General features: G+C 46.8%; 14 protein-coding genes and 1 tRNA gene. All 15 read left to right on the forward strand.

The annotated features are described in order from the left end of the window. Positions 1 to 23 precede the first annotated feature (23 nt). Positions 24 to 467: an outer membrane lipid asymmetry maintenance protein MlaD gene (mlaD, locus tag PQG83_RS17395; RefSeq protein ID WP_376753606.1), complete on the forward strand. Its 444-nt coding sequence runs from the start codon at positions 24 to 26 to the stop codon at positions 465 to 467. A gap of 169 nt (positions 468 to 636) precedes the next feature. After that, entirely contained in the window at positions 637 to 1,191 is a 555-nt protein-coding gene (locus tag PQG83_RS17400; protein ID WP_312743794.1) for an MlaC/ttg2D family ABC transporter substrate-binding protein, read from the forward strand. A gap of 12 nt (positions 1,192 to 1,203) precedes the next feature. Then, a complete protein-coding gene (locus PQG83_RS17405; RefSeq protein WP_312743795.1) occupies positions 1,204 to 2,412 on the forward strand; it encodes a BamA/TamA family outer membrane protein in 1,209 nt (402 codons plus the stop codon). A 70-nt stretch (positions 2,413 to 2,482) separates the two neighbouring features. Continuing rightward, positions 2,483 to 3,223, forward strand: coding sequence for a tetratricopeptide repeat protein (locus PQG83_RS17410; protein WP_312743798.1), 741 nt, complete (start codon positions 2,483 to 2,485; stop codon positions 3,221 to 3,223). 123 nt (positions 3,224 to 3,346) lie between these two features. After that, on the forward strand, positions 3,347 to 5,242 hold the full coding sequence (gene dxs / locus PQG83_RS17415) for a 1-deoxy-D-xylulose-5-phosphate synthase (protein ID WP_312743800.1): 1,896 nt from the start codon (positions 3,347 to 3,349) through the stop codon (positions 5,240 to 5,242). Positions 5,243 to 5,251: 9 nt separating this feature from the next. Beyond that, a complete protein-coding gene (gene ispG / locus PQG83_RS17420) occupies positions 5,252 to 6,448 on the forward strand; it encodes a flavodoxin-dependent (E)-4-hydroxy-3-methylbut-2-enyl-diphosphate synthase (RefSeq protein WP_312743801.1) in 1,197 nt (398 codons plus the stop codon). Positions 6,449 to 6,537: 89 nt separating this feature from the next. Continuing rightward, positions 6,538 to 6,613 (forward strand) — tRNA-Cys (locus tag PQG83_RS17425). A 105-nt stretch (positions 6,614 to 6,718) separates the two neighbouring features. Further along, complete coding sequence (gene hpnH / locus PQG83_RS17430) at positions 6,719 to 7,735, forward strand: adenosyl-hopene transferase HpnH (protein WP_312743803.1); 1,017 nt, start codon at positions 6,719 to 6,721, stop codon at positions 7,733 to 7,735. Positions 7,736 to 7,823: 88 nt separating this feature from the next. After that, on the forward strand, positions 7,824 to 8,171 hold the full coding sequence (locus tag PQG83_RS17435; RefSeq protein ID WP_312743806.1) for a hypothetical protein: 348 nt from the start codon (positions 7,824 to 7,826) through the stop codon (positions 8,169 to 8,171). Between the two features lie 804 nt (positions 8,172 to 8,975). Continuing rightward, positions 8,976 to 9,551 carry a c-type cytochrome gene (locus PQG83_RS17440; protein ID WP_312743811.1) on the forward strand — a complete coding sequence of 192 codons (576 nt, stop codon included), beginning with the start codon at positions 8,976 to 8,978 and terminating at the stop codon, positions 9,549 to 9,551. Between the two features lie 38 nt (positions 9,552 to 9,589). Further along, positions 9,590 to 11,305, forward strand: a complete 1,716-nt coding sequence (locus tag PQG83_RS17445; protein ID WP_312743814.1) for a cytochrome ubiquinol oxidase subunit I — start codon at positions 9,590 to 9,592, stop codon at positions 11,303 to 11,305. Positions 11,306 to 11,329: 24 nt separating this feature from the next. Further along, positions 11,330 to 12,142 (forward strand): cytochrome c, encoded by an 813-nt coding sequence (locus PQG83_RS17450; RefSeq protein ID WP_312743816.1) that lies wholly within the window; start codon positions 11,330 to 11,332, stop codon positions 12,140 to 12,142. 26 nt (positions 12,143 to 12,168) lie between these two features. Then, positions 12,169 to 13,113: a QcrA and Rieske domain-containing protein gene (locus PQG83_RS17455; RefSeq protein WP_312743818.1), complete on the forward strand. Its 945-nt coding sequence runs from the start codon at positions 12,169 to 12,171 to the stop codon at positions 13,111 to 13,113. 28 nt (positions 13,114 to 13,141) lie between these two features. Further along, positions 13,142 to 14,254: a cytochrome b gene (locus PQG83_RS17460; protein WP_312743821.1), complete on the forward strand. Its 1,113-nt coding sequence runs from the start codon at positions 13,142 to 13,144 to the stop codon at positions 14,252 to 14,254. Between the two features lie 13 nt (positions 14,255 to 14,267). Further along, positions 14,268 to 15,164 (forward strand): hypothetical protein, encoded by an 897-nt coding sequence (locus PQG83_RS17465; RefSeq protein ID WP_312743824.1) that lies wholly within the window; start codon positions 14,268 to 14,270, stop codon positions 15,162 to 15,164. The last annotated feature ends 106 nt before the right edge of the window (positions 15,165 to 15,270 follow it).

The following is a 15,270-nucleotide window of genomic DNA, read 5'->3' on the forward strand; positions in this document are numbered from 1 at the left end:
ATTACCCTAACTTCATTTTTATGATTGAACGTGGAAAACTTGAATTAATCGTCGGAATATTTGTATTAGTGGGGGTCATCTGCCTGGGGTATTTGGCAATCAAGCTTGGAAAGCTTGAGCTGGTTGGAGGGGATTATTACGAACTCCAGGCAGAATTTTCTTCCACTTCCGGGTTGAAAAACGGAGCGTCGGTAGAAATCGCCGGAGTAGAGGTGGGCCGAGTAAAAAAAATCGGACTGAACGAAGATCGGGCTGAAGTGGTCCTAGCGATCCAGGATGGGATCCCGGTGTTTGACGATGCGATTGCTTCAATCAAGACTCGTGGCATTATCGGAGAAAAATTCATGGAATTATCTCCCGGCGGGGCGGGAGAGCGTTTGAAGACTGGTGGGACCATTGTGGACACTGAATCTGGAATTGATCTAGAGCAGGTGATTAGTCAATTTATCCATGGCAATGTTGAGTGATGCTTGTTGGTGAAATAAATGTGGAGGAAATATGCAAAGGGAATTGGTTAAGAAACCTGAGTTAAAGGTGAGAACCAGAGCAGGTGAACCAGGAAGAGTGCAGTTTAAAAATTCCTCAAGAAATGTGGCAGTAATATTTCTTGGTTGTATAGTAGTTTCTCTTGCCTGTATGACCGCCGCATGGGGAGGAGGTACTCCGACCGGGGCAGTCAAAGAAACCGTTGATCAGGTTTTTGTGGTGCTGAGGGATCAAGCGTTGAAGGATCCTTCGAGAGAGACGGAGCGGCGAGCGAAGCTGGAAGAAATCATCGGAAAGCGATTTGATTATGCAGAAATGGCCAAGCGTACCCTGGCTTCTCAGTGGAAGGGGTTAAGTACAGACCAACAACAAGAATTTGTGACTTTATTTCAGCAGTTTTTGGCTAATTCCTACGTCGGCAATGTAGACGGGTATTCGGGAGAAGAAGTGGAGTACCTCAAGGAGCGCGAAAAGGGAGAATTTGCTGAAGTCCAGACCAAAGTGGTGTCTCCGAAAGTGCAAATACCCTTAGACTATCGCCTGTTGCAAAAAAATGGAGAGTGGCGGGTGTATGACGTAGTGATTGATGGAGTAAGTTTGATGAAAAATTACCGTGGGCAATTTTCCCGTATTATTAACTCCTCATCGTTTGAAGCTCTTCTCGAGAAGCTTCGTTCAAAAGCCGACCTGGGGACTTCGTCCTAAGGAGTCGGTTTTGTGATATCGTTTCGTTCGTGGGGCCTGGTGTTGTCGTGCCTGGCCTTAGGCGGCGTTATCCTTCCTTCCTCTACAGTCCTCGCCGAAAATTCTTTTTTTGTGGTTCCTGCGTTTTCTACCTCCAAAAATGATGGACAAGACTTTGGATTGATTGCCCCGTCATTGAATTCAGATGCGGAAGGTAACCTTCGCTCTCTCTTTGCCCCGATGCTGATTCACAATTCATTTTTAGGAGTTCGGGGAACCTTGAACTATTTTCATTATTGGTCTGGTGGGAGACAAATGGAGACAGTCGGTTCGTATACTGAGGAAATTGAACGAAAGCTGAAGTTTCGTTACCAGGATCCTGGGTTTATCGAAGGACTGTTCTTTGTGGATGTTGGAGCACAGTTTTTCAAAAATGCGACCAAGCGGTTTTATGGTTTAGGACAAACCACTCCCAAAGGTAACGAATCAAACTATACGGGGCGTGAAATTCAAATTCATTGGAACTTTGGTATCCATTTGAATGATGTGACGCGATTATCCGTTAACCAAAGGTTTCGAAATGTTGACATCCAACCGGGAGGTGTAGATGACGAGCCATATACAAAGGATCGTTTCCCGGGAGATCCGGGGATACAGGGTGCGACGATTTTGGCCCACCGTCTGGTGTTCCAATATGATTCCAGAGATAACCTGAATACCCCGACCGCGGGCACCCGAGCTGAAATATTTGGGGAATTGGCGCAGAACTTCGATTTTGGGAACGAAGAGGATCTGTTGTATTTTCGTTCAGGGTTTGATATCAGGCACCTGATACCGAGTCCCTCCAAACGGTATATTTTTGTGGCCCGAGCGATGCTGCAATTAAGTTTTGGCGATGGAATCCCCTTTTACGAACAAAGTTCCTTGGGAGGAGAAGACAATCTGAGAGGATATGGGAAGGATCGGTTTATTGATAAACATATGGTGGCATTTAATGTGGAGGAACGCATACATCTTTTCGGGATGAAGATGTTCAATGTCAGTATTGAATGTGAATTAACACCATTTGTGGATATGGGGAGAACCTATAAGGATTTTAAATTTCGCCAATTTCATGATTGGGAAGTTACACCTGGAGTAGGCTTCCGAGCCATTGTCCGTCCCAATGTCATGGCCCGGGTGGATTGGGGGTACAGTAGGGAAGGTGGAGCAGTTTTTGCTGGCCTCAACTATCCTTTCTGATACAGCTCATAGTCAATCTGCTTTTCCGAAACAACTTGTATTGACAAGATCAAGGACTATGCGTCTATTTGTGCCAATAAGGTTAACCTTACTGATGGGGGTCTTCCTTCTCCCTTGTGGGGCGTTGCAGGGTGAGGACTCAACCGACCAGCAATATCCCGAGAGCCTTGAAAGGGAGCTGGAAATTTTGGTGAGGGAGGGAGCAGCCGATTCCAGCGACCTTACGCGATTGCTTCGGATGTCCGGATTGTATTTGGATCTGGGTTATGGGGTGTACCTTGATCGGGAGCAGAAGTTGGCAGCTTTCCAGGAAGGAGCCCGTCTCGCTCAAAAAGCCTTTGGCCTTCGTGAATCTTCTGCAGATGCCCATTTTTTGTACGCCGCCAATCTTGGGAGTGCGGCGGAGTTGGAGGGTCTGGTTTCAGCGGCTTTGACGATTCAGAAGTTAAAGAAACATGTGAATCGGGTGTTGGAGCTTGATCCAAACAATGTTCAGGCTCACCATATGTTAGGGCGGATGTATGAGGAGTTACCCTGGGTGTTAGGAGGCGATCAGAAGGTAGCTGGAGAGCATTTGAAAAAAGCGGTTTCTCTCGATAGCAGGTATGCCCCGGCAGGGTTGGATCTTGCGAAATGGTACCTGAAACACGGACAACATTTGGAGGCAGTGAGGGAGCTAACCCGGGTGGTAAACACCCCCCCTCTTAAAAAGCGATGGATATGGGAACGGATTCATCGACCGGAAGCCCAAGCCTTGCTCCAGCAGACCCTACGCCAGGTGGATGTTGACCGTTCCAATGCTCATCCCTGAAGTTAGATAAAATGCTTGACAGGCAATAGCAGCTATGGGAAGATTTTGTTTAATCATGTCGGAATTTGGACATTTTTAGTTATTCCCCTACAAAACATTAGGTTCTTCAAGAAAGGATGCCCAATGTCCTTGTTAAAAAGGATTGAAAGTCCAGCAGATTTAAAGAAACTTTCTCGGGACCAATTTCCCGAACTTTGTCAGGAAATTCGGGAACTCATTATAGAGGTGATCTCCCATGTGGGTGGGCATTTAGCTTCCAATTTAGGCGTGGTGGAATTGACGGTGGCTTTGCAGTATTTATTGAACACGCCAGAAGATAAAATTGTTTGGGATACCAGTAATCAGGCTTACACACATAAATTATTAACGGGCCGTCGTGAACAATTCCATACGGTCCGCCAGTTTGGGGGAATAAGCGGATTTTGTAAACGAGAAGAAAGCATCTATGACACGTTTAATGCCGGACACGCCGGAACCGGAGTGTCCGCTGCCGTGGGCTTTGTAGAGGCACGTGAGCAGTTAGGCAAGTCCAATAAGGTAGTTTGCGTCGTAGGAGACGGGGCCCTCACTGCTGGAATGACATTGGAAGGATTGCAGCATGCCGGAGATATGGGCCGGGACTGTGTGGTGATCTTGAATGATAATCAAATGTCGATTTCCCGAAATGTCGGAGCTATTTCCGCCTATCTTAACCGGACCTTTACCGGGGAGTTCTACACAAGACTTCGTGAGGAAACCTCTCAACTCCTGGAAACCATTCCGCAAATTGGAGAGCCCGTAAAGCGAATGGCGATTCGGGCCGAAGAGCTGGCCAAAGGCTTGCTGCTCCCGGGTCTGCTATTTGAAGAATTGGGTTTTCGATATGTCGGTCCAATTGATGGGCACAATTTTGAGCACTTACTCCCGACGTTGGAAAATGTTTTGAAATTAAAAGGGCCAACTCTCCTGCATGTAATTACCAAAAAAGGATTGGGCTTTCAGCCGGCAATGAAGAATCCGGTTTGGTTCCATGCCTGTTCACCGTTTGATTCGAAGACTGGGCAACCGATGAAAAGGCCCGGCCACCCCTCGTATAGTTCTATCGCCGCTAAAACACTGATTCGTCAAGCCAAAAAAGACAATCGGGTGGTGGTCATTACGGCAGCGATGTGCGAGGGAACGGGAATGTCTGAGTTTGAAAAGGAGTTTCCCTCCCGTTTGATTGATGTCGGGATTGCTGAGCAACATGCAGTGACATATGCAGCTGGTCTCGCTGCGGATAATATGCGGCCGGTTATCTGTATGTACTCGACGTTTCTGCAACGGGCCTATGATCAGGTTGTGCACGATGTGGCAACCCAAAATCTGCCTGTGACCTTTTGTATTGATCGGGGAGGATTGGTGGCCGAAGACGGAACGACTCATCATGGGGCTTTTGATTTTGCGTTTCTGCGGCATGTTCCCAACATGGTAATTATGGCCCCAAAAGATGAAAATGAACTACAACATATGGTCCAAACAGGATTGGTGCATGATGGTCCGGTGGCGGTTCGATATCCTCGCGGCAGTAGCCTCGGGGTGCCTTTAGATTCTGAGCCCATTCCGCTTTCAATCGGCCAGGGTGAGCTGTTATCTGATGGGCGAGATGTGGCGATTATCGCGATTGGGGTTATGGTTTCGGAGGCCATGAAAGCGGCTGAGCGCTTACAAGAAGAAGGCGTATCGGTGGCTGTCATTAATGCACGTTTTGTGAAGCCTCTGGATAAAAACCTCATTCGAGAAATTGCCAACAAAGTGAAATGCTTAATTACGGTTGAAGAAGGGTGCCGAATGGGCGGATTTGGATCCGCTGTATTAGAGTTTTTATCCGAAGAAGAATGTTGGAGTATGCCGACCAAAGTACTCGGATTGCCAGATTGGTACATTGAACAGGGGCCTCAGGATTTGCTCAGGGAAAAGTATGGTCTCACGGCGGATGGAATTTATGATCAGGCCAAGGCGTTGCATGACCGGGTTTCCCTGCAAGCCGTGATACGCTAGTCTATTCTCGTGTATATTTCTCGACGAAAAACCAAACAAATCCAGGTGGGATCGGTCAAAGTTGGTGGGGATGCCCCCATATCGGTCCAGTCTATGACGATTCCTCATCCGAGGGACGTTGCTGGGACTCTGGAGCAGATTCACCGATTAGAGAAAGCTGGATGTGAATTAATTAGGGTAGCCGTGCCCGATATGGAAGCAGCTGACGCGCTTCCAAAAATAAAATCACAAATGACGGTACCTTTAATCGCAGATATCCATTTTGACCATCGTCTTGCTCTAAAAGCCGCCAAAGTTGTGGATTGCGTCCGTATTAATCCAGGGAATATTGGGCCATGGTGGAAAACCGAAGAAGTGATTCAAGCCGTCAATGATTATGGCATTCCACTCAGAATTGGCGTGAATGGGGGTTCATTAGAAAAGCATCTTCTTGAAAAATACGGCTACCCCACCGCTGAAGCCCTTGCCGAGTCGGCATTGAACGCGGTTCATGCTTTGGAGGATGTTGGGTTTACCAATATGAAAGTGTCCCTGAAGGCCTCTGACGTGCACATGGCGATGGATGCTTATTGGTTGTTTGCCCAGCAAGCCAATTATCCATTGCATATCGGCATTACCGAAGCAGGAACGGCGATGACCGGTGCGGTGAAATCTGCTATGGGATTAGGTTGGCTGCTTTCTCAGGGTATCGGAGACACCCTTCGGGTCTCTTTAGCGGCCGATCCGGTAGAAGAAGTCAAAGTTGGATTTGAAATTTTGAAATCGCTGGAGCTTCGGCATCGTGGTGTCAATGTGATTGCTTGTCCGACATGTGGGCGGGTGGAAATTGATGTGGTGAAAATGGCTAACGAATTAGAGCATCGACTGGGACATATCACCACCCCAATCACCGTATCTGTCTTGGGTTGTGTCGTGAATGGAATTGGTGAAGGGAAAGAAGCTGATATTGGAATTGCCGGAGGTCAAGGCGTAGGAATTCTATTTAAAAAAGGGAAATTATATAAACGTGTGCCATCTGAAGACCTTCTTCATACTTTGATTGAAGAAGTGGAGTTGATGGCCAAAGAGCAGGGTGGTCAGGGACCAAGCGTCAATGGTCATGAGACGCCCGATGGCGTTTCCATTCATCAATCCCCAATGGAAGATCTTTCCTTAAGCCCGATACGATCTGTCTCCAGAGAGCTTCCCGTGTTGCCTCGTCAGTAATGATTCCAGCCTTTTGAGGACTAAAAAAGAGAAAGTCAGACTTTCTGCTTGTACAAGAGAAAATAGACTTCTTATAATGAGCTCGCAAAGGCGCCGTACCCAAGTGGCTAAGGGAGCAGTCTGCAAAACTGCGATTCAGCGGTTCGAACCCGCTCGGCGCCTCCATTTAATATATCCTGTTTAACCCAGGCCTTGGTTTTAAAATGTATGCTCGGGGTAGGAGTGGATGCTCTTGAAATATGGTGAAAATCTAGAGGGAGTAAAATAACAATGTCGGTACCTGTATCTCAAATGTATACCGTAGCTCATTATGCCCTCTCAAAGCACTTACGGGGTGTGAAGCGATACCCTCTTGTGCTCATGTTAGAGCCGCTCTTTCGGTGTAACCTGGAATGTGCAGGGTGTGGGAAAATCCAGTACCCGGATCATATTTTGAATCGGCGCCTGACGCCTGAGCAATGTTGGGCTGCTGCGGATGAATGTGGTGCACCTATTGTGAGTATTCCTGGAGGAGAGCCCCTGATTCATCCTGAAATGCCAGCCATTGCCGAAGGGCTTGTGAAGCGAAAGAAATATGTTTACCTCTGTACCAATGCCATTCTGCTTGAACGAAAATTACAGGATTATACTCCCTCGAAATATCTTACATTTAGCATCCATATGGATGGTCTCAAGGAAGAGCATGACCATGCCGTTTGTCGAGATGGCGTCTATGATGTTGCCGTGAAAGCCATTAAAGCCGCTTTAGCCAAAGGTTTTCGAGTGACGACCAATACGACATTATTTAATGATGCGGCGCCAGCTCGTGTCAGGCGATTTTTTGATGAAATGATGGAGTTAGGTGTGGAAGGCATGATGATTTCTCCTGGATATAGTTATGAAAAGGCTCCAGATCAACATAGTTTTTTGAGTCGTGATCGGACGCATTCGTTATTTGCGCAATTGCTGGCTCAACGTAAACGCGCTTGGCAGTTCAACCAATCTCCGTTATTTCTTGAATTCCTGATGGGAAAACGGGAGTATGAATGCACCCCTTGGGGGAATCCCACGTACAATATTTTTGGGTGGCAGCGCCCCTGCTATTTGTTGCAGGATGGGTACGTATCCACTTTTCGAGAATTAATGGAAAAAACGGAGTGGGAGCGATATGGAACGGGACGTCATGAACAATGCCGGGATTGTATGGTGCATTGTGGGTATGAAGCCTCTGCCGTGAAGGATACCTTCAGCTCATGGAGTGGGTTTTTTGGAACCGTCAGGGCGACCCTGTTTCCCAATGCTGTGTGAGGCTTCTTCTCGTTGGTTTTCTTTCCCCTCCTTAACTTTGGGTCATCTGGAAATTGTCTCCACGTTTCGCTGTAAGTAAGAGGTCATCATGGGTTTAGATGTCACTTCAACAGATCCTCCTCAATCATGGGAAGGCCGGCATCTGCAGCCTTCGAATGAGAAAGAATTGCACGAAGCCATGGATTGCGTATTTGATTATCGAGGCGATGTGACGATTCATCTCCAAACAGGGGAGCAGGTTATAGGATTTGTATTTGATCGTCAGGAGAAGGCTCCTCAGCCGTATATTAAGCTATTCCTGCCAGGAGATCAGCAGCCTCGTACGGTTTTATACCAAGAGGTGGCTGGAATCTTATTCTCGGGGCAAGATACGGCGTTTGGTCGATCATGGGAAGACTGGGCGCAAAAGTGGAAGAAGCCCGAGGCAAGCTCTTAACGATACGACTCACCCAAGCCTTCTTATCCCTTCAATGTTCTGAAACATCCATATAATCCAAAGCAGATTTTCCTTGTCATCGGACTCTGGCGGGATGAGAAATTTAATTCTCTCTCGACTCATTCACTATTCTGTTTATTCTCTGAAAACACAGGAATGGCGAGTGGGAAACAGCGCGCAAGAACGGAAGAAATAATTGACGGTTGGCTTCTGACTGTGATAGAAGTCCTGAACTTTTTTGGGCCCAGGAGACCTATGTAGCCCAAAGATTTTTGAATGGGAAAAATGGGGTTGGCAGAGTGTTGTCAATGAAGGAAATATAAAGGCTCGTGAAAACTGAGTGATGTAGGGTGTACGCATATGTTCACTCCCGTCACCTCGTTTTACCTTTTATTCATATTCTGTTAAACCACTTTTCCTATCCGTGTGTTTTATGCTCTTCATGATGTAGACCATCGCCTTACGATGGATGGCCGATTTTGTGGTAATGGCGGGAATAACTTTGAATCGGCTATCGTTTCCGTGCTGGATGCTCGGACAGATGTTTCGAGGAATGGAAAGCAGATAACATGAATTTAACAGAGTGCTTTTCTATTATGACAATGAAAGACAGGGGCATCTCATGGTTATTCGATCTGGAGCGTTTTGGTCGGCGCGGTGAGTGGAATTTGACCGGGCTGATACTAAGGACAGATCGAATCATTTTGGCAAACATTTGGCACCCATGCCATGTTGTCCGTAGTTACTAAGATTTTGTGAGGAATGTCGAATTTAAATCAAGTATCAGGTAAACGAGGGGGAACAATGAACGAGTTTCAAACAGTAAAAAGCCTTTTTGTCAGTGGTTTGGCCGTCATGGGCCTTTTGATGTCAGCATGTGGTGGTGGCGAAGGTCCCCCGCAACCGCCTCCTCCTGCTCCACCGGAGTATGCGGATAAGCATATGCCGGCTGGCTATTGGAATAATCCAGAGATACTCGAAGAGGGAAAAGCGATTTTTACTGGTCAGCAGAATATTGATGTAAATTGTGCGAGCTGTCACGGAAAAGATGGAAAGCCTGTTAAGGCCGGTGCGCGGGATTTCCGTCGGACAGAGCAAATGCAACTCTATTCTGATGCCGTATGGTTTTGGCGAATTTCTGAGGGAGTGAGTGGGACAAAAATGAAAGCGTGGAAGAGCAAGCTTTCCGAGGACGCCATTTGGAAGGTCATTGCGTATGAAGCGACATTTGGGCTCAATGGCATGGAATATGATGTTGCGAAAAAGCAATGGGTTCCTGCGGGAACAGCCGGGTCAAGCCCTGGAGGTGATGCTCCAGCCGCCGAAGCTCCAGCTGCCGAAGCTCCAGCCGGTGGAGAGGCTGAAAAAGCGGCAGAGTAATACAGGAATTGAATGAAAAATAAGGAGGGCGGGGACCCTTGAAAACACTGAATCGAAGTCTATGGATAATTCTAACGTTGGGCCTATGTGGTGGGGCTACGGCCTTTGGACAGGTTCCGGATGCTCCACTTGTGGACTTTCCTTATTCGGGAAATCGAACGGCGGTGTGGGTCGTCGCTCAACTTCATATTTTGTTCGCGGCGTTTATTTTAGGTGCTCCGATATTTGCCGTGGTGGCTGAATGGCTTGGGTATAAGAATAACGACCCTAAATATGACCGTCTGGCCAAGGAAGTCATTAAGGTTACGGTCATCTTATACAGCATGACTGCCTTAACCGGTGGATTGTTCATTTTTGTCCTGCTCGGGACCTATCCTGACTTTTCGACATGGTTGATCAAGCATTTTTTCCTTGTGTTTGCGGTAATCTATCCTCTGCTGTTTATCCTTGAAACCATTATTTTATATACCTATTTTTATTCATGGGATTCCATGAAAGGAGCGAAAAAGGGACGCCACATCGCTCTTGGCATTCTGTTGAATATTGTGGGAACTGTGACACTCTTTGTCATTGACGGTCCAACGTCTTTCATGAATACCCCGGCTAAAGCGGCAGGAGATTTATCCCTGGTAGAGTTTATCCAAACGGCTAGCCTGTGGGATAAAATGGCGAATTTTAGCTGGATGCCCCTCAACCTGCATCGCCTGGTTGGAAATGTGACGTTTGGGGGTTTTATTGCCGGGCTAATTGCGGCTTATATGTTTATGGGGTCAAAAACAGATGAGGAGCGGGCCTATTACGACTGGATGGGATTTGTGGGTAACATGATCGGTGTAGGAGCGCTCTTGCTTCTTCCTTTCATGGGTTATCTCCTAGCCTACGAGTTGTGTGATTATGACGCCTCAATTTGTCCCTATATGATGGCTGATCAGTTGTCCATGTTCTTTGAAATGCAAGGTGCCATGGTCGGACTGATCTTCCTGGCCAGTAACTACTATATATGGTTAAGTCTAAAGCGAATACAGGGAGTTGAACAGGTACGAATATCAGGATTTGTCGCGGTAGTTGTGCTGCTCATGCCAGCCATCATGGGATTTACATGGAAAATGTTCCCTCCGCCTGAATGGCAATCGTTAATTGTTTTAGTAATAATAGTCGTCCTTCCTATTATTCTTGGTAAAGTGCCTGGCCTCAAGAATTTCACGGTGTCGGCATTCACCATGATCAAAGTCGGCTTTTTAATGATAGTGGTGGCCGATGCGATTTGGATGACCCCTCATGGTTTTGTCCCGACTCAAGGGCTGGCCACCGAGGAACTGGAGCTGCCTTCTTGGGCGAGTGAATTAGCACTCATGCCGGCGAAGAATGCTGCAGCCTTTACTCTCGTATTCCTGACTGTGGTCAATTATCTGCTTTATAACCGCGCCATTAAGCGAGGGACGATTGTATGGGGGAAAATTGATTTTGCATCCCAATTCGTCCTCATATTCCTGGCCTTTAGCGCCATCTGGACTATGGGCCTCATGGGCGCGGTGCGCTCGTTAACTCGAAAATATTACCATGTCTATAACCTCGTTCCAGATTTTACTCCTGAAGCGTTTACGCCGACTCTGGCCTACTCGGCCTGGTGGATAACGGGGGTGACTATTGTGTTTTACGCTGTCGTGAGTTTTGCCATCCTTGTCACGCTGAGAGCGGGAAGTCCGAAGCCGGCCACGTCATTGGCATCGTCAGTGCCGGTTGAAGCTAAATGAGTAGGTTGAAAAAAGAGGAAACAAATGGCTAACCAGAGTTTTGCCAAGAGTGTCATGAAGAAGACCGCCTTGGGGGTCATTATTGGGCTGTTGTTGGTGGTGGGCGCTAAATACACCCATTTCCCACCAGTCTTTCAGATCATGTTTTTTCTTTACGCGATCCTAGGGGCTTTGGTGTTCATTCTTTTAGATGCTCCAGCGATGAAACGGTTGGAAGGCGTGAAGGCGGTGGGAGCGTTGGTGGTATTTTACCTCCTACTCTCAGGTCTCTATATTGCCGGAGCGTCGATTTTACCACAGTTTGACCCGGAGGATGAGAAGGGGAAAATTGAAAAAGTCTTGAAGCTTCGCCGGGCCCAAACAGAGCAAGGGAAGGCTGATGAATTAATTGCCAGGGCAAAGGAATTGGATGAACGGGCTAAGGCTATTTCGAAGCAACTGAGTTCTTTAGGTGCTGATGCTAAAGTTGAGGTGGCGGTTGCGACCAGTGGAGGTGGGGGTGGAGCAGCTTCAGGCGATCTTGTAGCCCTTGGGAAAGAACAATGGGAACTACAGGAATGTTATAACTGCCATAAATTGTATGGACAAGGTGGGAAAAAACGTGGGCCTGAGATGGATAATATCGGTAATCTTATGACTGTTGAACAGTTGAAAGAAAAGATTATTGATCCAAAGAGTTGGAAAGCAGAAGGATTCGATAAGGATTTCGATAAAGGGAAAATGCCTGATAAGTATAAAGATCTCATGTTCCCACAAGAAATTGATGCGCTTGTTGCCTTTCTTGCTTCGTTAAAAGACGAGTCAGTTAAAACTCCGAAGCCAATAAAAATGAATTAATCAACATCTGAGGTTTTTCCCTGGCTATGCAACCAAAATTGACAGCAAAAGCAGTGTGTGCGAACAAGGAAGTCGGGAAGATTTCTAAGGTTATTGTTGATCCCCTTTCCCACGAAATCAGCCATATCATTGTTCAAGAATTGAATGGCCACGGGGCGCAACGCCAGATTCCTATTGACCAAATTCAGGAAGTAGTGAGCGAGGAGGAAATTATCCTTCGGTGTTCACCCGAAGAATTCGCTCAATTTCCGATACTCGAGCGAGATCAGTACGTCACGATTAAGGAAGTTGAAATTGCCCATTTGGAAGATCATTTGCATGTGGAGCCCGGTGAGATTTTGGTTCCTCTTCCTCGGTTAGAGCAAGGGGTTCCCAGGCGCACATTTTTTACCAATATGACGCATGCGATTGGGACCTTAATTGCCTTGCCCTTAGTGTTTCCTGTGTTGAAGTATCTCATGAAGCCCATGTTCAAACCCTACGATAATGCCTGGTTTTCCGTCGGCAATGTAAAGAAGGTGAATAAAGAGAATATTGGCTTCCAATTTAAATTTACCCGCGGGTTTAAAGAAGCCTTTATGCCAGAGCAACAGATTGAGAAAAATATTTGGGTGGTTAAGGCGACTCCGGCTGTACAACAAGCCGTATATGAGGGAAATGATAGAAAGTTTTATGATGATAAGGGGGATGTTATCTGGGTCAACAAGTCAAATTCTCCCTATATCGGCTACTCTGGGAAATGTCCCCATCTAGGTTGTGGATATAAATGGAGAAAAACGAAAAATTTCCCAGATGGGGTGTTTTTATGCCCTTGTCATCTGAGTATTTATGATGAAGCTGGAAAAGTTATCGAAGGGCCGGCACCGAGACCGCTCGATGTGCTTCCTCTGAAAGTTGATGCCGGGGGAGAAGTGAAGATCATTGATGTTGAATATAAAGCCGGGGTTAATAACCAAATTCGGCTTCTGTAAAAGCCTAGGATGGAATGGTGAAAGGCGCATGAAGGAAGACAGTCAAGTCGCAAGTCAACAAAACGCATTCGAGAAGGTTGTTGAATTTGTTGATGAGCGGGTAGGTCTGAAAAATATTCAGGCCAAAATGCTGAATGAGCCAATTCCTGGCGGCTCCCGCTGGGCCTATGCATTTGGCTCCGTTTTGCTATTTATCTTTGTTCTTCAAGTCGTCACGGGGATACTGTTGATGTTTTATTATGTCCCCAGTACCGATCACGCTTACGCGAGCACTCAATACATCATCCACGAAGTGGACTACGGGTGGTTTCTCCTGAGCTACCATTTTTGGGGATCCTCTGCCATGGTGGTGATGGTCTTCGCGCATATGTCCCAAGTTTTTTTATGGGGTGCCTATAAAAAGCCACGAGAACTCATCTGGTTGGTAGGCTTGGCTTTATTTGGCATTGTGATGGGTTTTGGCTTTACAGGCTATCTCCTTCCCTGGGATCAACGCGCATATTGGGCAACGGTGGTCGGGGTTGAAATCATGGATAAAACCCCGATTGTGGGGGATTTTATAGCTCGATTTCTTAAGGGTGGTCCCACCCCGGGGCAAATGACGCTAAGTCGGTTTTTTGTCATCCATGTCATGATCTTGCCGGCTGCATTAGCAGGGCTGGCCGGCCTTCATATTTTCCTTTTTAGAAAGGCCGGGCCCGCAGGTCCGTTTAGGGGCACACCTGATGAGATCAAGGCCAAAACAGATTATTTTTTTCCTCGTCAGATTTGGAAAGATATTGTGGCCATGGCCACGGTCTTTTTAATCATCTGTTCCCTTGCCTTCATTGAGCCAGTGGTGTTGCTGGAAAAAGCGACTCCTGATCCCGGTGATTATCATCCGGAGCCGGAATGGTATTTCTTGTTCTTGTTTCAGTTGCTTCGATTGAAAATTTTTGGCGGGGAATTTGGCCAATTTCTTGGGGCTATGGCCATACCAGGGGCATTTATGGCGTTTTTAGCGGCCCTGCCTTTTTTGGATACAAGTTCAGAGCGAAATATCTTTAAGCGGCCAATAGCTCTGATTGGTTGGACGGTGATTATGGTATTTATTCTGGTGTTTACTGTGTCAGCCATTATAAACCGACACTTTTTAGACTAATCTCTGGGAACATATGTCAAATACGAAGTTAGGGCTTTTAGTTTTCTGGCCTACATTCTGGACCGGATTTCCAATAAAGATGGTGGTCGCCTTGTTGTTGCTTGCGGCACATATGCATCCATGGGAGGGGAGCGGGCTTTTTCTTTTGTTACTTGTCTCCATACCAGTTGATATTTGGGCTCTTGGTCTCTGTGCAAGAACCGTATTTATTGACAGGTTAAAGGTCGATCCAAAACCAGGCTTTGGTCTCCATCTATGGATCAGATGGGCAGCCTTTAGTGCTTTGGCATTACCAGTCATCATGATCGTGGTGTCCACGGTGACCGAAACCACTCAGTCGGTGGTCTCAAATATTGTTGAATCTATTAAAGAAAATATATTCGTCATTCCCGTCGCTGAACAGATAAGTCTTGAGCTGGTGATGTGGGGGAGTGTGTCGTCTATCGTACTTATTCTTTGTATATTGGGGTGGCTGTATGGCCTAGGGTGGCTCGCTCAACCATTTGTAAAAAATGCGACACCGGTAAAAGGGTCAGCAGTGGACCAGGCTAAATTTTGGGACAGCTTGCGTATTCCATCCGATCAACCTCTGCTCCTAACTGCATTTACTGGGGCGGGGGTCGTACTAGTGTTTATCTTCTGGGTTCTTCTGCCTTCTACGACGCCACACCCACATGAAGAATATGTCTATACTTTTGAAAAAAAAGGAGTGGTCAAAGTTGAGCCACAAAAGGTGTTAAAGGAAACGGAGCAAGTTCTGGCCAACGCGGAACTTGTGGTGAGTAAGCTTCAGGAAGAAAAGTCTGGAGATACAAAAACGTCTTCAGAAGCTGGCGACCTTTCACCTAAAGCCAAACCGGAAAAAAAGGCTGAAAAACAGCCTCCAGTAGAGGATGGGGGAAAGCCATAGAAAAGGTTGGCGGGCTCTGGTGAATTGCCTTGAACAAAATTATGAACGATCGAAGGGGGGCCAGAATGACATCGGCCGGCCAATTACGACACGCAACCGTTGTGCA

The sequence above is a fragment of the Candidatus Nitrospira neomarina genome, from assembly GCF_032051675.1.
GTDB classification, from domain to species: domain Bacteria; phylum Nitrospirota; class Nitrospiria; order Nitrospirales; family UBA8639; genus Nitrospira_E; species Nitrospira_E neomarina.

What these genes read in the sequence shown, in the direction of transcription:
- hpnH (WP_312743803.1), top strand. Translation starts at nt 6,719, where the DNA reads ATGTCGGTACCTGTATCTCAAATGTATACCGTAGCTCATTATGCCCTC.
- PQG83_RS17450 (WP_312743816.1), top strand. Translation starts at nt 11,330, where the DNA reads ATGGCTAACCAGAGTTTTGCCAAGAGTGTCATGAAGAAGACCGCCTTG.
- PQG83_RS17400 (WP_312743794.1), top strand. Translation starts at nt 637, where the DNA reads ATGACCGCCGCATGGGGAGGAGGTACTCCGACCGGGGCAGTCAAAGAA.
- PQG83_RS17460 (WP_312743821.1), top strand. Translation starts at nt 13,142, where the DNA reads ATGAAGGAAGACAGTCAAGTCGCAAGTCAACAAAACGCATTCGAGAAG.
- PQG83_RS17465 (WP_312743824.1), top strand. Translation starts at nt 14,268, where the DNA reads ATGTCAAATACGAAGTTAGGGCTTTTAGTTTTCTGGCCTACATTCTGG.
- PQG83_RS17435 (WP_312743806.1), top strand. Translation starts at nt 7,824, where the DNA reads ATGGGTTTAGATGTCACTTCAACAGATCCTCCTCAATCATGGGAAGGC.
- dxs (WP_312743800.1), top strand. Translation starts at nt 3,347, where the DNA reads ATGTCCTTGTTAAAAAGGATTGAAAGTCCAGCAGATTTAAAGAAACTT.
- PQG83_RS17440 (WP_312743811.1), top strand. Translation starts at nt 8,976, where the DNA reads ATGAACGAGTTTCAAACAGTAAAAAGCCTTTTTGTCAGTGGTTTGGCC.
- PQG83_RS17455 (WP_312743818.1), top strand. Translation starts at nt 12,169, where the DNA reads ATGCAACCAAAATTGACAGCAAAAGCAGTGTGTGCGAACAAGGAAGTC.